Source organism: Burkholderia sp. MSMB617WGS (genome assembly GCF_001532025.2).
Taxonomy (GTDB): Bacteria; Pseudomonadota; Gammaproteobacteria; order Burkholderiales; family Burkholderiaceae; genus Burkholderia; species Burkholderia savannae.
This window is the reverse complement of record NZ_CP013457.1, coordinates 2135451-2151962: the sequence shown is the minus strand read 5'-3', so window position 1 is coordinate 2151962 and position 16512 is coordinate 2135451. Positions and strand designations below refer to the sequence as shown.

Annotated in this window: 15 protein-coding genes; 4 read left to right on the top strand and 11 right to left on the bottom strand. The window is 68.6% G+C overall.

Features of this window, described 5'->3' with window-relative positions:
• Positions 1 to 412: 412 nt before the first annotated feature.
• Together WT60_RS10675 and WT60_RS10670 are read right to left on the bottom strand one after the other, a co-directional pair.
• Complete coding sequence (locus WT60_RS10675) at positions 413 to 1117, bottom strand: glutathione S-transferase C-terminal domain-containing protein (protein ID WP_038743008.1); 705 nt, start codon at positions 1115 to 1117, stop codon at positions 413 to 415.
• Positions 1118 to 1409: 292 nt separating this feature from the next.
• Complete coding sequence (locus tag WT60_RS10670) at positions 1410 to 2330, bottom strand: LysR family transcriptional regulator (protein WP_060356048.1); 921 nt, start codon at positions 2328 to 2330, stop codon at positions 1410 to 1412.
• Between the two features lie 97 nt (positions 2331 to 2427).
• On the opposite strand from WT60_RS10670, the gene WT60_RS10665 reads away from it, so the two are divergent.
• Entirely contained in the window at positions 2428 to 2877 is a 450-nt protein-coding gene (locus tag WT60_RS10665; RefSeq protein ID WP_060356049.1) for a heme-binding protein, read from the top strand.
• The gene (locus tag WT60_RS10660; RefSeq protein ID WP_060356050.1) at positions 2874 to 3668 is read left to right on the top strand and encodes an SDR family oxidoreductase; all 795 of its coding nucleotides are present in this window, start codon (positions 2874 to 2876) and stop codon (positions 3666 to 3668) included. Before WT60_RS10665 ends, WT60_RS10660 begins: the two co-directional genes overlap by 4 nt.
• Positions 3669 to 3893: 225 nt before the next feature.
• Here WT60_RS10660 and arcC read toward each other — a convergent pair whose 3' ends face one another.
• The 9 genes from arcC to WT60_RS10610 all read right to left on the bottom strand — a co-directional run bounded on the left by arcC (position 3894) and on the right by WT60_RS10610 (position 14146).
• On the bottom strand, positions 3894 to 4832 hold the full coding sequence (gene arcC, locus WT60_RS10655) for a carbamate kinase (RefSeq protein WP_038743001.1): 939 nt from the start codon (positions 4830 to 4832) through the stop codon (positions 3894 to 3896).
• A gap of 76 nt (positions 4833 to 4908) precedes the next feature.
• Entirely contained in the window at positions 4909 to 5919 is a 1011-nt protein-coding gene (locus tag WT60_RS10650; RefSeq protein ID WP_038742999.1) for an ornithine carbamoyltransferase, read from the bottom strand.
• A gap of 66 nt (positions 5920 to 5985) precedes the next feature.
• On the bottom strand, positions 5986 to 7242 hold the full coding sequence (gene arcA, locus WT60_RS10645) for an arginine deiminase (protein ID WP_038742997.1): 1257 nt from the start codon (positions 7240 to 7242) through the stop codon (positions 5986 to 5988).
• 17 nt (positions 7243 to 7259) lie between these two features.
• On the bottom strand, positions 7260 to 8714 hold the full coding sequence (gene arcD, locus WT60_RS10640) for an arginine-ornithine antiporter (protein ID WP_052144961.1): 1455 nt from the start codon (positions 8712 to 8714) through the stop codon (positions 7260 to 7262).
• A 157-nt stretch (positions 8715 to 8871) separates the two neighbouring features.
• The gene (locus WT60_RS10635; protein ID WP_038743315.1) at positions 8872 to 9204 is read right to left on the bottom strand and encodes an RNA-binding protein; all 333 of its coding nucleotides are present in this window, start codon (positions 9202 to 9204) and stop codon (positions 8872 to 8874) included.
• A gap of 997 nt (positions 9205 to 10201) precedes the next feature.
• The gene (locus tag WT60_RS10625) at positions 10202 to 11029 is read right to left on the bottom strand and encodes an ABC transporter permease (RefSeq protein ID WP_038742993.1); all 828 of its coding nucleotides are present in this window, start codon (positions 11027 to 11029) and stop codon (positions 10202 to 10204) included.
• Positions 11026 to 11988, bottom strand: coding sequence for an ABC transporter ATP-binding protein (locus WT60_RS10620; RefSeq protein WP_060356051.1), 963 nt, complete (start codon positions 11986 to 11988; stop codon positions 11026 to 11028). The genes WT60_RS10625 and WT60_RS10620 overlap by 4 nt, the downstream gene beginning before the upstream one ends.
• On the bottom strand, positions 11985 to 13205 hold the full coding sequence (locus WT60_RS10615; RefSeq protein WP_038742988.1) for an ABC transporter permease: 1221 nt from the start codon (positions 13203 to 13205) through the stop codon (positions 11985 to 11987). The genes WT60_RS10620 and WT60_RS10615 overlap by 4 nt, the downstream gene beginning before the upstream one ends.
• Positions 13202 to 14146: an ABC transporter substrate-binding protein gene (locus WT60_RS10610; protein ID WP_038742985.1), complete on the bottom strand. Its 945-nt coding sequence runs from the start codon at positions 14144 to 14146 to the stop codon at positions 13202 to 13204. The genes WT60_RS10615 and WT60_RS10610 overlap by 4 nt, the downstream gene beginning before the upstream one ends.
• Positions 14147 to 14484: 338 nt before the next feature.
• Between WT60_RS10610 and WT60_RS10600 the strand changes: the two genes are divergently transcribed.
• Entirely contained in the window at positions 14485 to 15255 is a 771-nt protein-coding gene (locus WT60_RS10600) for a class I SAM-dependent methyltransferase (protein ID WP_038742983.1), read from the top strand.
• A gap of 426 nt (positions 15256 to 15681) precedes the next feature.
• A complete protein-coding gene (locus WT60_RS10595) occupies positions 15682 to 16311 on the top strand; it encodes a GNAT family N-acetyltransferase (protein ID WP_060356066.1) in 630 nt (209 codons plus the stop codon).
• Positions 16312 to 16512 lie beyond the last annotated feature (201 nt).

Here is a 16512-nt window from a genome sequence, read left to right as displayed (position 1 = left end):
GCCGCGAATCGGCGCGAAATCGCCACGAAATCGCTCGAAACAGCGCGGCGCTCGATGCGCCGCTCGCGGAATGATTCGCACCACTTCGCGTTTGGCGCATCGTGAACGGATGCATGTGGCGCGCGGATGCCGGACGGAGGCGACGCAAACGCCGGACGTCGAAGGCGCATGCGATTCGGCGAGAGGAAGGAGGCAAGAAGGAGGCGAGATTGAAACGTTGAAGCGGCGTGACTGGTGACTTTTCGCGTATGCCGTCGCATTCGCGATGGCGTTCGTTGCGAGCGCGAAAAGGAGAAGCGGAAGCGGGCAGAGGATCGAGGAGGCCGGCGACGCGGCGAGCCGCGCGTGCGTCCGGCCGCCCGTCGGCGCAAGGCGTCGCACCGCACGGACGCGGCGCGACGCCGGCACGCGGTTACGGCCGCGCCGGAATGTTCAGCCCGCGCGCGACCGCCGGCCGTGCGAGAAACGCGTCGAGCACGCGCGCGACGTTCGGAAAGCGCTCGAATTCGACGAGCTCGCGCGCCTCGTAGAAGCCGATCAGGTTGCGCACCCACGGGAACGTCGCGATGTCGGCGATCGTATAGGCGTCGCCCATGATCCACTGGCGATCCGCGAGGCGGTCCTCGAGCACCGCGAGCAGGCGCTTCGCTTCGCCGACGTAGCGATCGCGCGGGCGCTTGTCCTCGTAGTCGCGGCCCGCGAACTTGTGAAAGAAGCCGACCTGGCCGAACATCGGCCCGATGCCGCCCATCTGGAACATCAGCCACTGGATCGTCTCGTAGCGGCGCGCGGGATCGGCCGGAATGAACCGGGCCGTCTTGTCGGCGAGATAGAGCAGGATCGCGCCCGATTCGAACAGCGCGAGCGGCTTGCCGCCCGGGCCGTGCGGATCGATGATCGCCGGGATCTTGTTGTTCGGGTTCAGCGACAGGAACTCGGGCGACATCTGGTCGTTCGTGTCGAAGCGCACGACGTGCGCCTCGTACGGCAGCCCCGTTTCCTCCAGCAGGATCGACACCTTGACGCCGTTCGGCGTCGGCAGCGAATAGAGCTGGATGCGCTCCGGATGCTGCGCGGGCCATTTCTTCGTGATCGGAAACTCGGAAAGATCGGACATGGATGAACTCGGTCGATGAATCGATGAAGAAGTCGCCACGCGCCCGCCCGTGATCCGCGCGGGCGGCGCGGTCCGCACAATGTAGCCGATCCCGCGCATCGTTGCTGGCGGCGGCGCGACTTCGTGATATCGCGAAATCATGCAAGCGCATTGCGCCGCGCCGGCGCTTTTGCATGGGGCGGCGGACCAGGCCGTCGCCGGACGCGGACGAAGCACGAGAGCGACGCACAAAAACGACGCACAAGCGCGCGGCACGAGGCGGCATCGCGCCGCAACGGCGAACGCGAAGCCGTCAGCGCCGCGCGTCGGCCGCCGCGTGCTCGCGCAGCACCGCGATGAACGCGCGCAGCTTCGGCGGCACGTGCTTACGGTTCGCGTAGTAGAGCCACATCGGCGGCAACGTCCGGCATGCGCCCGGCAGCACCTCGCGCAGCGTGCCGCGGCGCAGGTCGTCCTCGATCCGCTCGCGCATGAACACGAGCGCGATGCCCGCGCCCGCGCGCGCGGCGTCGATCACGGCGCCCGTATCGGTGCTGACGAAGCGGCCCGCGACGTCGAGCTCGATGTCGCGGCGGCCGTCGCGCAGCGGCCATTTGTGCAGGCGCCCGCTCTTCGGAAAGCGAAAGCGGATGCACATGTGCCGCGCGAGGTCGGCGACCTTCGCCGGCGTGCCGTGCTGCGCGAGATAGCCGGGCGTCGCGACGAGCGCGCACGTGAGCGCGGGCGCGATCTTCACGCCGACCATCCCGGGCTGCAGCCGGTCGGCCAAGCGTATCCCGGCGTCGAGCCGTTCCTTCACGATGTCGACGAGATGATCCTCGTAGCGGATCTCGACGCTCACTTTCGGGTAGCGGCGGAAGAGTTCGGCGAGCACGTCGGCCGTGACGACCGATTTCGCGAGATGCAGCGCGCTGATCCGCAACAGGCCCTCGGGCTCGTCGCGCGCGTCGTTCAGCGCGTCGCGTGCGTCGGCGACCTGCCGGTACGGCTGCGCGGTCGCGTCGTAATAGCGCTGGCCGGCTTCCGTCAGGCTCACGCCGCGCGTGCTGCGGCTGAACAATTTTACTTTCAGCTCGCTTTCGAGCTGCCCGATCGCGAGGCTCACCGCCGCGGGCGTGAGGCCGAGCGCGGCCGCCGCGCGCGTGAAGTTGCCGTGCGTGACGACGCTGATGAACACATGCAGGCCGCCGAGCGGATCGCGTCGCAGAGTCATTAGAAAAACTTGATACGTTTGTGAGCGGAACACTGATTCTCGCAGATACCGCCGATCCTTACACTGGCTCCCAGTCGAATCGCACAAGGAGCCGCCGATGTCCACCGAACTCACGCTCGAACGCGCGCGGCGCGTCGTCGACGCCGGCGTCGCGAACGCCGCGCATCTGAACGCGGCGGGCGTCGCCGTCGCGATCGCCGTCGTCGACGCCGGCGCGCATCTCGTCGCGTTCGCGCGGATGGACGACGCGTTCATCGGCGCGATCGATCTCGCGACGCGCAAGGCCGGCACGGCCGCGCGCTTCCGGATGCCGAGCGCGTCGCTCGGCGTGTTGTCGGCCGGCGACGGGCCGATCCGCAGCATCGAGCACAGCAACGGCGGGCTCGTCACGTTCGGCGGCGGCCTGCCGCTTCTCGACGCAAACGGAAGCTGCGTCGGCGCGGTCGGCGTGTCGGGCGGCACGGTCGACGACGACGGCGCGATCGCACAGGCGTGCGTCGATGCTTTCACCACTCTTCTCAACGCAGGACAAGGAGCAAGGACATGACTCGGAAACGCATTCTGGTGACGGGCGCAGGCTCGGGTTTCGGCCGCGAGGCCGCGCTGCGGCTCGCCGCGAAAGGCCATCACGTGATCGCGGGCGTGCAGATCGTGCCGCAGATCACCGAACTGAACGCCGAGGCCGCGCGGCGCGGGGTCGCGCTCGACGCCGTGAAGCTCGACGTGACCTCGGCGCGGGACCGCGCGCAGGCCGCGCGCTGGGACGTCGACGTGCTGCTGAACAACGCCGGCGTGGGCGAGGCGGGCGCGCTCGTCGATCTGCCCGTCGACATCGTTCGCGAGCTGTTCGAGGCCAACGTGTTCGGCCCGCTCGAGCTCACGCAGCAGGTCGCGCGCGGGATGATCGCGCGCGGGCGCGGCAAGATCGTGTTCGTGTCGTCGATCGCCGGGCTCATCACGGGCGCGTACACGGGCGCGTATTGCGCGTCGAAGCACGCGGTCGAATCGATCGCCGAGGCGATGCACGCGGAGCTCGACGCGCACGGCATCCAGATCGCGGTCGTCAATCCGGGCCCTTACAGCACGGGCTTCAACGACCGGATGATGGAGACGCCGCGCCGCTGGCTCGATCCCACGCGCGACGCGGCGACGCCCGAGAAGCTGACGTTCCCGTTCGAGCAGTTCGACCCGCAGGAGATGGTCGAGAAGATGGTCGAAGTGACGGAAAGCGACGGCGGGCTGTTCCGCAACCTGCTGCCCGCCGCCGTCGAGCAGTTCGTGCGCGACGAGCAGACGCATGCGTGGACGCGCCGTCAGAACGACAAGCGCGGCGCGTGAGCGGACGAAGAGCGCGGCGGGCGGCGCGCTCGCCGGTGCGGGACGTCGATGCTGCGGATCAACGCTGCGGATTGCATCGGCGGTGCGATACGCGAGGGCTCGAAGCGCGCCGCGGCCGCACTGGCCGCGGCCGCACTGGCCGCGGCGCGCGCGACGACAGCCGCCCCTCGCCGCCGGCGCGCGTCGCGCGGCGGCGGATCGCCATGCCGCTCGCCGCCGTCTCGCTCAGTGCGGCTTGCGGTAACGAATCCCGTCGACCTTCGTGCTGACGCGCGTGCCCGCGCGGCCCTCGGCGATCGCGACGATATCCGCGAGCGAGCCGATCACCGCATCGTGTCCGGTCTGCCGTGCGAACTCGATCGCCGCCTGCACCTTCGGCCCCATCGAGCCGGCCGCGAAACCGAGCCGTTCGAGCTCGTCCGGATGCGCGGCCTCGATCTGCGCTTGCGTCGGCTTGCCCCAGTCGACGTACGCGCCGTCGACGTCGGTCGCGATCACGAGCAGATCCGCGCTCAATTCGCGCGCGAGCAGCGACGCGCACAGATCCTTGTCGATCACCGCCTCGACGCCCGAGAGCTTGCCGCTCGCGTCGTAGCGCGTCGGAATGCCGCCGCCGCCCGCGCAGATCACGATCGTGCCTTTCTCGAGCAGCCACTTGACCGGCCGGATCTCGAAGATGCGCCGCGGCCGCGGGCTCGCCACCACGCGGCGGAACTGGTCGCCGTCGGGCGCGATGCGCCAGCCTTTTTCCTGCGCGAGCCGCTCGGCGTCCTCGCGCGAATAGACGGGGCCGATCGGCTTGGTCGGATGCTCGAACGCCGGATCGGCCGGATCGACCTCCACTTGCGTCAGGAGCGTCGCGAACGGCGCGTCGGGCGGCAGCAGGTTGCCCATTTCCTGTTCGATCAGATAGCCGATCATCCCTTCCGTCTGCGCGCCGAGCACGTCGAGCGGATAGGGCGCGACTTCGGTATATGCCGCGCCCTGCAGCGCGAGGAGCCCGACCTGCGGCCCGTTGCCGTGCGCGATCACGAGTTCGTTGCCGGGCGCGATCTGCGCGATCTGCGCGACCGCGATCTTCACGTTCTCCCGCTGCTGGGCCTCGGTCATCGGCTGATTGCGCTGCAAGAGCGCGTTGCCACCCAATGCGATGACGATACGCATCGTGTTTCTCCTTGAAGATGCGCGCGGCGCGGCGCCCGATGATGCATGGCGCCGCACGGTCGCGCGCGTGGGCTCGTCAGATGCCGCCGAGCGTCGATACGAGAACCGCCTTGATCGTGTGCATGCGGTTCTCCGCCTGCTCGAACGCGATGCAGCGCGGCGATTCGAACACTTCGTCGGTCACTTCGATGCCGTCCTTCAGACGCGGATAGCGCTCGGCGATCTGCTTGCCGACCTTCGTCTCGCAATTGTGGAACGCCGGCAGGCAATGCATGAAGCGCGTGCGCGGATTGCCCGTCGATTCGATCAGCTTGCGGTTCACCTGATACGGCAGCAGCGCCTTGATCCGTTCGTCCCATGCCTCGACGGGCTCTCCCATCGACACCCATACGTCGGTGTGGATGAAGTCGACGCCCTTGACCGCCTCATGCGGATCTTCGCTCAACATGATCCGCGCGCCGCTTTCGGCCGCGAACGCCTCGCATTGCGCGATGAACTCAGCAGCGGGCCAGAGCGCCTTCGGCGCGCCGATGCGCACGTCCATCCCGAGCTTCGCGCCGATGAGCAGCAGCGAGTTGCCCATGTTGTTGCGCGCGTCGCCGAGATACGCGTAGCTGATGTCGTGCAGCGGCTTGTCGCTGTGCTCGCGCATCGTCATCACGTCGGCGAGCATTTGCGTCGGGTGGTATTCGTCGGTGAGGCCGTTGAAGACGGGCACGCCCGCATGATGCGCGAGCTCCTCGACGATCTCCTGGCTGAAGCCGCGGTACTCGATCGCGTCGTACATCCGGCCGAGCACGCGCGCGGTGTCCTTCATGCTCTCCTTGTGGCCGATCTGCGACGACGCCGGATCGATGTACGTGACGTTCGCGCCCTGGTCGTACGCGGCGACTTCGAACGCGCAGCGCGTGCGGGTCGACGTCTTCTCGAAGATCAGCGCGATGTTCTTGCGCAGCAAACGCGGCTGCTCGGTGCCGCTGTACTTCGCGCGCTTGAGATCCCGCGCGAGATCGAGCAGGTAGCGCAGCTCGCGCGCGTTGTGATGCATCAGGCTCAGCAGATTGCGGTTGTGCAGGTTGAAGCTCATCTGGATTCTCCGTTGGGTGTCAGGCAGCGGCGCCAAAGCGCCGCGACGCTCGCTTCGGTGTTCGCCTCAGTAGTCGACCGGATCGCGCAGCACCGGGCAGGTCATGCAGTGGCCGCCGCCCCGGCCGCGGCCGAGCTCGCTCGAGCCGATCGTGATCACCTCGACGCCCGCCTTGCGCAGCAGCGTGTTCGTGTACGTGTTGCGGTCGTAGCCGACGACGACGCCCGGCTCGACGCAGACCATGTTGTTGCCGTCGTCCCATTGCTCGCGCTCGGCCGCGAAATCGTTGCCGCCCGTCTCGACGACGCGCAGCGCCCTGAGGCCGAGCGCCTGCGCGACGACGTCGACGAACGGCTTGTCCTCGCGCTCGATCTCGATGCCGTAACGCGCGTCGCCGCCCGGGCGCAGCGAGAACGGCACGATCCGGCTCACGACGTCGGGGAAGACCGTCACGAGATCGCGGTCGCAGAAGCTGAACACGGTGTCGAGGTGCATCGACGCGCGCGAGTTCGGCAGGCCCGCGACGATCACGCGCTCGGCCGCACCCTTTTGGAACAGCGCTTGCGCGAGCTGGCCGATCGCCTGGCGCGAGGTGCGCTCGCCCATTCCGACGAGCACGACGCCGCGGCCGATCGGCATCACGTCGCCGCCTTCGAGCGTCGCCATTCCGTGATCGCGGTCGGGATCGCCGTACCAGATGTCGAACTTCGCGTCGGCGAACGCCGGATGGAATCTGTAGATCGCGGCGACGAGGAGCGTTTCCTGCCGGCGCGCGGGCCAGTGCATCGGATTGAGCGTGACGCCGCCGTAGATCCAGCATGACGTGTCGCGCGTGAACATCATGTTCGGCAGCGGCGGCAGCACGAACGACGATTTGCCGAGATAGTCGCGGAACAGCGTGAGCACCTTCGAGCGCTCGGCGCCCGGGATGTCGCTCGCCGCGACGCCGCCGATCAGGAACTCGGCGAGCGTGCGCGGCTCGAGGCCCTCGAGCCACGCGCGCACTTCGTCGACGAGGCCGATGCCGACGCTGTCGGGCGTGATCTTGCGGTCCAGTATCCACTTGAGCGCGGCCGGATTCTTCACGGTCTCGGTCAACAGGTTGTGCATCTCGAGCACTTCGACGCCGCGCTCGCGCATCTTCGACACGAAGTCGAAATGGTCGCGCTTCGCCTGGTTCACCCACATCACGTCGTCGAACAGCAGCTCGTCGCAATTGCTCGGCGTGAGCCGCTGATGCGCGAGCCCCGGCGAGCAGACGAGCACCTTGCGCAGTTTGCCGACTTCGGAGTGGACACCGACTTGAGGGATGGCGTTGGTCATGTTGGTTACCTCTTCGATCAAAGGGTGATGAGCCCGCTATGGAGCGCGTAGGCCGCGAACACCGCGGCGGCGGACGCCGCCGCGAAGATCAGCTTTTCGACGGCGGTGAAGACCGGCTTGCCGAGCTCGCGCTTCGCCTTCGCGAAAAAGAGCGCGCCCGGCGCATAGAGAAGGGCGGACAGCAGCAGATACTTGGCGCCGCCCGCGTACAGCAGCCACACTGCGTAGAGCACGGCGAGCGCGGCGACGAAGCCGTCCGTGCGGCGCGCGCGGGCGTCGTTCTCGTAGGTCTCGCCGCGCACGGCGAGAAGGAGCGCGTAGGCGGCCGACCAGAAGTACGGGATCAGGATCATCGACGTCGCGAGATAGATCAGCGACAGATAGGTGCTTTGCGAGAACAGCGTGATCAGCAGGAACACCTGGACGAGCGCGTTCGTGAGCCAGAGCGCGTTGGCGGGCACGTGGTTCGCGTTCTCCTTGCGCAGGAACGCGGGCATCGTGTGGTCCTTCGCGGCCGAGAACATGATCTCCGCGCAAAGCAGCACCCACGACAGCAGCGCGCCGGCGAGCGACACGACGAGGCCGACGCTGATGAGCACGGCGCCCCAGTGGCCGACGACGTGCTCGAGCACGGCCGCCATCGACGGGTTCTGCAGCTTCGCGAGCTGCGGCTGCGTCATGATGCCGAGCGACAGCACGTTGACGAGCACGAGCACGAGCAGCACGCCGACGAAGCCGATCACGGTCGCGCGCCCGACGTCGCTGCGCTTCTCCGCGCGCGCCGAGAAGATGCTCGCGCCCTCGATGCCGATGAAGACCCAGACCGTCACGAGCATCATGCTGCGGACCTGGTTCATCACCGAGCCGAGCGACGGGTTCGCGCGGCCCCAGATGTCGGCCCTGAACACGTCCAGCTTGAACGCGAAGAAGCAGATCAGGATGAATACCGCGAGCGGGACGATCTTCGCGACGGTCGTGACGAGGTTGATGAACGCCGCTTGCCGGATGCCGCGCAGCACGAGAAAGTGCACGGCCCACAGCAGCACCGACGCGCCGGCGATCGAGGCGGGCGTGTTGCCTTCGCCGAACACCGGAAAGAAGTAGCCGAGCGTCGAGAACAGCAGCACGAAGTAGCCGACGTTGCCGAGCCACGCGCTGATCCAGTAGCCCCACGCGGACGAGAAGCCCATGTAGTCGCCGAAGCCCGCCTGCGCGTATGCGTACACGCCGCCGTCGAGCTGCGGCTTGCGGTTCGCGAGCGTCTGGAACACGAACGCGAGCGTGAGCATGCCGACCGCGGTGATCGCCCAGCCGATCAGGATCGCGCCGGCTTCGGCCGTGGCGGCCATGTTTTGCGGCAGCGAGAAGATGCCGCCGCCGATCATCGATCCGACGACGAGCGCGGTCAGCGCGCCGAGTCGCAGCTTGCTCGCGGCGGGTTTCGCCGCGACGTCTTGAATCACTTCAGCCATGATGTTTCCTCGCAGTCGCGTTGTTGCAAAATCGCGGCGCGCACGCGGCCATCGCGCTTCCGCCGGGGCGAAAGCGCGCGGCGGTCTGCCGCTGGCATGCGCGTATCCGGCGGAACGCGCGTCGTTAGAAATCCGAAAGTGCGTGCTCGATCGAGCGTTATCGGCGGAGTGTCGTCATCGGTCCGCTCCCGGGTTGTTGCGCGCGGGCTTCGCGTTGACGCCGCGCCTCGGCGGCGTCGCTGCGGTCCCAGAACGAAAAGAGCCAGACGCCGATCCGGCGCCGCTTCCAGTACATGCCGTGCAGGCGGCGACGAATTTCGGCGAGCGCACCCCAATTGGCGCTGTCCATGTCGATCAGCGCGCTCGGCCGCGGGCCCGATTGCCCGATGAATTGAATGTCGGTGAATTTCTTTCCGGTGTATTTGAATAGAAAAGCCTGCAGCTCTTCTCGCGTGACTCCCGGTTGAATATTTTCGATACAGATTCTCATCATGCTTCCTGCTTTTAGGTTCGAATCCGCTCTCGATCGCTTTTGGCGGTCGAATTTCCGCGTGTGCCTGAATCGGACGGTCTATCCGGATTCACACACCCGAAACGAGCCGATCGAAGCCATTCAAAATCCGTCAAATTCGGTATTTGAATTTGCTTTCGTCGATTCAATTCTTCCCGATTGCATAACAATTGAAAACAATTTAAACGGCACTTTATGTCATGGATCAAAAAACGTCGGAAGGCCTCCGGACAGTGTGCAAATGGTGCTAGGAACGGAGTGCATGTCGCTGTCTTTCATGCTCTCGATGAGCGCTTGATCGCCGGCGCCAGTCGCGATTACCTTCATTCGACGCAATTCCATCTTGCTGAAATCGTAATTGACCGCAGGTCGCCGGAGGCGCGCGCGCGAACGCGTGCGTGCCGTGCGCTGGTGCGCGATCGCATGTGGTGCGTGCGCGCCGAGCGGGACGCTTTCGGGAGCGAATCGTGACGAATATGTGACGATGAAGACGCGCGCAAATGTCGTCACGCAATGAAAGCGACGCGCGCAATGCATTCATCGTTTTTTTCTCGACGCATTGCGGCTGACGAGTAGCGACGCGCGCGGCGGCAATCGCCCGAGCGGCAAGTCGAATTGCGCGACCGGCGCAGTGCCGCTCGAACGGAATGCGTAATCGAATTCAACGCGCCGAATTCAACACACCGAATTCAACGCGCCGAATTCAATGCGCCGAATTCAACGAGGGTATGACGTGTCGGCGTCCGATGACGTCGGCGCGGCGTGCGGTCCGATGCGGCGACGCGTACGCGCCCCTATGCGTGCGATATCGTTCATGCGTTTCGCCGCTCGGAAACGGCGAAGCGGCGAAGCGGCGAAGCGGCATCGGCCGGCGAACAGTCACGCATCGCTCGACGCGGCGCGCCGGCGCGCATTCGCGCATCACGCCCGGCCGGCCGCCGTATGCGCCGCTCGACACGCCGACTTACGCGTGAACTCACGCGCCACCTTCGCGCCGCGCCGCGCCCGCAGGCGCGATCCATTGCCCGATCACGCCGAGCGCGTCGTAGATCAGCACCGCGAGCAGTGCGACGACGACGCCGCCTTGCAGCACGAACGCGGTATTCGATGTTTGCAGCCCTGCGATGATCACGTCGCCGAGCCCCTTGGCCGCGACGGTCGAGCCGATCGTCGCGGTGCCGAGATTGATGACGACGGCGAGCCGGATGCCGTTCAGGATCACCGGAAACGCGAGCGGCAGCTCGACCCACGCGAGCCGCTGCAGCGCGCTCATGCCCATCCCGCGCGCGGCGTCGACGGCGTCGGCGGGCACGTCCTGAAGGCCCGCGATCGTGCTCTCGAAGATGGGCAGCAGCCCGTACAGGATCAGCGCGATCAGCACGGGCTTCACGCCGAAGCCGACCGCGGGCACCGCGAGCGCGAGCACCGCGACGGGCGGGAAGGTCTGCCCGATGTGCACGACGCTGCGCGCCACCGGCAGGAATTCGGCGCCCGCGCGCCGCGTGACGAAGATTCCGGCGGCGAGCGCGCATATCGCGCCCGCCGCGCTCGCGACCGCGACGATCGCGAGATGCGAGAGCGTCAGGTCGAAAAGGCTTGCGCGCCGGTAGATCGCGGGGGCGCCGTTGTCGGCGAACGGCGCGAACAGCGGCTCGAGCCAGTCGGGCCGGGCGAGCAGCACGGCGAGCGCCGCGAGCGCGGCGATGCGGGCGAGCGCGAGGCCGACGCGGCGGCTCGCGGCGCCGATCGCGCACGCCGCGCCGGTCTTGCCGGTTGCTTTGGCGGCGTTCATCGTGCGCCTCATGCCGGCCGCCTCGCCTGCGCGACGATCGCGGCGAGCGTGATGCGCGTCGTCACGGTGCCGTCGGCGCTCGACACGGGCAGCGCGGGAACGCCGCGCCACAGCAGCTCGGAGATCGCGTCGCGCAGCGTGAGCGCGCCGGAGATCGGCTCGCCGGGCGCCGCGCCCGGCTCGGCGAGCGCGTCGACGCGTGTGAGCGCGAGAAGCCGCAGCGGCCGGTCGAGGCCCGCGACGAGCCGCTCGACGACGCCCGGCTGCGGCCTGCCGAGAATCTCGGCGGGCGGGCCTGCCTGCAGAATGCGCCCCGCGTCCATCACCGCGATCTGATCGCCGAGCCGCAGCGCCTCGTCGATGTCGTGCGTGACGATCACGATCGTGATCCTGAGCCTGCGCTGCAGCGCGACGAGATCATCCTGCGCCTTGCCGCGGATGATCGGATCGAGCGCGCCGAACGGTTCGTCCATCAGCAGGATGGCGGGCTCGGCGGCAAGCGCGCGCGCGACGCCGACGCGCTGCTGCTGGCCGCCCGACAGCTGATGCGGCAGCTTGCGCGCGTACGCGTCGTAATCGAGCTCGAACAGCTCGAGCAGCTCGCGCACCCGAGCGTCGATGCGCGCCGCGCGCCAGCCGAGCAGGCGCGGCACCGTCGCGACGTTGCGCGCGACCGTCCAGTGCGGAAACAGGCCGTGCCCCTGGATCACGTAGCCGATGCCGCGCCGCAGCGTCTCGGCGGGCACGCTCGCGGTATCGACGCCGCCGACGCGAATCGTCCCGCTCGTCGGCGCGATCAGCCGGTTGATCATCCGCAGCAGCGTCGACTTGCCGCTGCCCGACGCGCCGACGAGCGCCGTCACCGTGCCGCGCGCGACCGCGAGCGACACGTCGTCGACCGCGACGACGGGCGGCACGCCCCGCGAGGCGGCATCGCCGAAAAGCCGGCTCACGCGTTCGATCTCGATCATCGGCGCGCTCCTTTCGCGATCTCGGTCGCGGCCTCGAACAGCACGGCGGTGACGAGCGCGAGCGCGATCGTCGGCAGCGCGCCGAGCAGCACGAGATCGGTCGCCGACTGGCCGATGCCCTGGAAGATGAACGTGCCGAAGCCGCCGCCGCCGATCAGCGCGGCGACGGCGGCCAAGCCGATGTTCTGCACGAGCACGATGCGCACGCCGGACAGCACGACGGGCAGCGCGAGCGGCAGCTCGACCGCGACGAGCCGCTCGCGGCCCGTCATTCCCATCGCCTGCGCGGCCTCGACGACGGCGGCGCTCACCTGCGCGAAGCCGACGACGACGCTCGACACGATCGGCAGCAGCGCGTACAGGAAGAGGGCGATCAGCGCGGGCGCGACGCCGATGCCGCTCACGCCGAGGCGGGCGGCGAGCGGCACGCGCGCGGCGAGGATCGCGAGCGGCGCCATCAGCAGGCCATACAGCGCGATGCTCGGGATCGTCTGCACGACGTTCAGGAGCGGCATCAGCGCGCCGCGCAGCGCGGCCGAGCGCGTGCAGCCGATGCCGAGCGGCACGCCCGCCGCGACGGCCGCCGCGACCGAGCCGGCGACGAGCGCGAGGTGGCGGGCCGCCTCGCTGCGGAACGTGTCGGCGCGCACCGCGTATTCCTGCATCACCGACAGCCCGTCCCAGAAGCCGCCATGGATGAACGCCGCGAGCGCCGCGATGGCGGCCGCGAGCGCGACGAGGCGCGTGCCCGGCGCGAGCGCGATGCGGGCGAGCGCGTCGGCGATCAGCACCGCGAACGCGAACAGCAGCAGCCATGCGCCCGATGCGGGCGACACGCGCGCGAGCGGCGTGTCCGGCGTGACGAGATGCGCGGGCGCGTCGCCGACGGCCACGCACAGCGCGAGCACGAGCGCCGCGCCGACGGCGGCGCGCAGCGTCGCGCGGCTGCGCACGAGCGCGAAGAGCGCGCCCGCCGCCCACAGCGCGTCGAGCGCGCCGGCCTCGAGTGACGGAAACACCGCGCCGGGCGCGAGCCCCGCGCCCGCCGCGATGCGGTTCGCGCGCAGCGTGACGAATGGCTCGACGAACGCCGCGTACGCGACGAGCGCGGCGATCAGCACGCCGACCTTGTCGATGCGCGCGGCCCACGCCGGCAGCGCGCGCGGGCGCGGCGCGGGGGCGGACGCGCCGGCCCCGCGCGCCGTGCGCGCCGTCATTTGACGAAGCCCTTCGCTTTCAGGTAACTCGCCGCGACGCTCGCGGCCGGCTCGCCGTTGATCTGGATTCGCGCGTTGAGCGTCTGCAGGGTCTTCAGATCGAGGCTCGCGAAGACCGGCTTCAGATAGTCGGCGATCTGCGGATGCGCCTTCAGCACCGCCTCGCGGACGATCGGCGTCGGCGCGTAGACGGGCTGCACGTGCTTGTCGTCGTCGAGGACGGTGAGCCCCGCGGCCGCGATGCCGCCGTCGGTGCCGTAGACCATCGCGGCGTTCACGCCGTCCGTCTGCTGCGCGGCGGCCTTGATCGTCGCGGCGGTGTCGCCGCCCGACAGCACGAGCATCTGCTCCGGCTTCAGCTTGAAGCCGTACGCCTTCTCGAACGACGGCAGCGCGGACGCGCTGTTGACGAACTCGGCCGACGCGGCGAGCTTCACCTTGCCGCCCGCGCCGACCCACTTGCCGAAGTCGCCGAACGTCTTCAGATGCTGCGACTGCGCGACCGAGCTCAGCACCGCGACGCCCCACGTATTGTTCGCCGGCGCGGGCGCGAGCCAGACGATCCGGTTCGCCGCGTAGTCGAGCCGCTTCGCGAGCGCGTAGCCTTGCGCGGCGTTCTTCCACGCGGGATCGTCGGCCTTGTTGAAGAAGAACGCCGCGTTGCCGGTGTATTCCGGATAGATGTCGATTTCACCCGTGGTCAGCGCCTTTCTGACGATCGGCGTCGCGCCGAGCCCGATCTTGTCGACGACGGCGATGCCGTGCGCCTTCAGCACCTGCGCGATCACGCTGCCGAGCAGGTTGCCTTCGGTGTCGATCTTCGAGGCGACCGTGACCGCGTCGGCGGCATGCGCGCCGGGCGCGGCGCAAACGAGCGGGACGGCGGCTGCGGCGGCGGCCGCGACCGCGCGCAGGGAACGGCTGAAACGGGGGATTCTCATCGGGGCGGCACTCCTGTCGTGCAACGGGCGAACGGATGAACGGATGCGATAGCGTCCGTGCGCCCGGGCGGCGGGGTTCGGCCAGGGGCGAAGCGGGGGCCGATCGCAGACGGCAGGGGTTCAAGGTACTTGAGCGGGCGCGCTTTGGCAAACGAGGGCGCGTTCGGCCGAATCCGAAACAATCGTTTTGGACTGCGCATTTCCTCATGCGTGGCGATACAATGCGACGGACGGCGCAGCGCACGCAACGGATATTGCACTGCACCGTCGTTCGTCGTTTTCGTGTCGTTTCGAGCCGCTTTTCCGCCGATTGCCGTCTACGTCAAGGAGCGTCCATCGTGAGCAGCGATTCCCACACGGCGCCACAGCCCGCGCCGCAAAACATCTACGACGACGCATCGTTCTTCGCAGGCTACCGCACGCTTCGACAAGGCGACACCGGCCTGAACGGCGCACTCGAATTTCCCGCACTGAAGCGCCTGTTGCCCAACCTCGCGGGCCTGCACGTGCTCGACCTCGGCTGCGGCTTCGGCGATTTCGCCCGCTACGCGCGTGCGCACGGCGCCGTGTCGGTGACGGCCGTCGACGTGTCGTCGCGAATGCTCGACGAGGCGCGCGCACGCACCGCGGACGATGCGATCACCTATCTGCAGCGGTCGATCGAGACCTATCACGCGGCGACGCGCGCGTTCGATCTCGTCGTGTCGTCGCTCGCGCTGCATTACGTCGAGGATTACACCGGCGTCGTCGCGCGGACCTACGACGCGCTGCGCTCGAACGGCCGCTTCGTGTTCTCGGTCGAGCATCCGATGTGCACCGCGTATCCGCACGGCTGGGTGCGCGATGACGACGGCCACAAACAGCACTGGCCCGTCGATCGCTACCGGCAGGAAGGGCGGCGCGACACGCGCTGGTTCGTCGACGGCGTGGTCAAGTACCACCGGACGGTCGAGACTTACGTGAACACGCTGCTGAAGGCGGGCTTCACGCTCACGCACCTCGGCGAGCCGGCGCCGATTCCCGACGCGCTCGCCGTGCGGCCCGATCTCGAGGCGGACTGCCGGCGACCGCCCGTGCTGTTCCTGGCGGCCACGCGGGCGGGGAGTTGAGCGGCGGTTGCGGTAGAAGTCGCGGCGAAGCGCGGCGGCGTGCGGCGAGCGGCCGCGGCAGCCCTTGCGCCCCCATTCCTCGCGCGCGCTCGACGCGCGGAGTGCCACCGTGGCGGCACGGCGCACGCCTGAAACGGTGGAACGGCGGGCCCCGCGCGCATCGGCGCTTTCCGCCCGATCGTCTGCCGCCGTTCCGCCATGGCCGTGCGATCCGCGCCCGATTTAAGGCGCGCCGGCGCGCACTCGCCCGGCGACGCTCGCGCAAGCCGATGGAAATGTCGTGAGCCGGCAGTCGCGGCGATTTCGTCCAGCCGGCGATCGTTCGCGGCGGCGCGCGGCTTCGCCCGGCGGCAAGTGGCTGCTGGCTGCCGCCCGGTCAACGTCGGCATCGCGGCCCTCCCTGACATGATCCACGCGGAAGAACCCATGCATCCGACCGATTCCGCCGCCTCTTCGCGCGCGCGGGCGCTCTTCGACTGCGGCGACGTCCGCGCGATCGCGCTCGTAGCCGACGACATCCCCGCGATCCAGGCCTTCTTCGAACGCAACCCCGAATATTTCCGCGACACGGCAGGCGCGCCGCCCGCGCCGGACGAAGCGGCTGTCGAATACGCGGGAATGCCGTCCGCCGAATGGGGCTGCACCGCCAAATGGGCGATCGGCTATCGGCCGGCCGCGAATGCCGGCGTCGGCGCGCCGCTCGTCGCTTTCGCGACGCTCTTCGCCGACATGTTCGCGCCCGGCGTGTGGCACGTCGATCTCTTCATCGTCGAGACGGCGCGGCACGGGCAGGGCGTCGCGCGTTGCCTCTACGCGGCGCTCGAGGCGTGGACGCGGGCGCGCGGCGCGCGCTGGCTGCGGCTCGGCGTCGTCAGCGGCACGCCCCGCGCCGAGCGCTTCTGGACGCGTTCGGGGTACGGCGAAGTGCGCACCCGCGCGAACGTCCCGATGAAAGATGCGGTGCGCACGATTCGCGTGATGGTCAAGCCGCTCGACGGCGGCGACGTGAGCGCGTATCTCGATCTCGTCGCGCGCGACCGCCCGGAAGCGGCCTGACGCCGCGCGCGCCGGCCGGATCAACGGCCCCACGATCAGAGCGGACCGTCGGCCGCCGCCCGCCCCGAATCGCGTTCCTTGGCCGGCGACACGGATTCGATTCGCGCCCCGTACCTCATCGCTCAATAGCGCCCGGATCATCTTGACCTGATTACACGAAAGGCAAGATGTAAAACGCCTGAGCGCATTTCATCGAATGTA

What these genes read in the sequence shown, in the direction of transcription:
- arcA (WP_038742997.1), bottom strand. Translation starts at nt 7,242, where the DNA reads ATGACCAACGCCATCCCTCAAGTCGGTGTCCACTCCGAAGTCGGCAAA.
- WT60_RS10595 (WP_060356066.1), top strand. Translation starts at nt 15,682, where the DNA reads ATGCATCCGACCGATTCCGCCGCCTCTTCGCGCGCGCGGGCGCTCTTC.
- WT60_RS10650 (WP_038742999.1), bottom strand. Translation starts at nt 5,919, where the DNA reads ATGAGCTTCAACCTGCACAACCGCAATCTGCTGAGCCTGATGCATCAC.
- WT60_RS10615 (WP_038742988.1), bottom strand. Translation starts at nt 13,205, where the DNA reads ATGACGGCGCGCACGGCGCGCGGGGCCGGCGCGTCCGCCCCCGCGCCG.
- WT60_RS10675 (WP_038743008.1), bottom strand. Translation starts at nt 1,117, where the DNA reads ATGTCCGATCTTTCCGAGTTTCCGATCACGAAGAAATGGCCCGCGCAG.
- WT60_RS10625 (WP_038742993.1), bottom strand. Translation starts at nt 11,029, where the DNA reads ATGAGGCGCACGATGAACGCCGCCAAAGCAACCGGCAAGACCGGCGCG.
- arcC (WP_038743001.1), bottom strand. Translation starts at nt 4,832, where the DNA reads ATGCGTATCGTCATCGCATTGGGTGGCAACGCGCTCTTGCAGCGCAAT.
- WT60_RS10610 (WP_038742985.1), bottom strand. Translation starts at nt 14,146, where the DNA reads ATGAGAATCCCCCGTTTCAGCCGTTCCCTGCGCGCGGTCGCGGCCGCC.
- WT60_RS10660 (WP_060356050.1), top strand. Translation starts at nt 2,874, where the DNA reads ATGACTCGGAAACGCATTCTGGTGACGGGCGCAGGCTCGGGTTTCGGC.
- WT60_RS10635 (WP_038743315.1), bottom strand. Translation starts at nt 9,204, where the DNA reads ATGAGAATCTGTATCGAAAATATTCAACCGGGAGTCACGCGAGAAGAG.
- arcD (WP_052144961.1), bottom strand. Translation starts at nt 8,714, where the DNA reads ATGGCTGAAGTGATTCAAGACGTCGCGGCGAAACCCGCCGCGAGCAAG.
- WT60_RS10665 (WP_060356049.1), top strand. Translation starts at nt 2,428, where the DNA reads ATGTCCACCGAACTCACGCTCGAACGCGCGCGGCGCGTCGTCGACGCC.
- WT60_RS10670 (WP_060356048.1), bottom strand. Translation starts at nt 2,330, where the DNA reads ATGACTCTGCGACGCGATCCGCTCGGCGGCCTGCATGTGTTCATCAGC.
- WT60_RS10620 (WP_060356051.1), bottom strand. Translation starts at nt 11,988, where the DNA reads ATGATCGAGATCGAACGCGTGAGCCGGCTTTTCGGCGATGCCGCCTCG.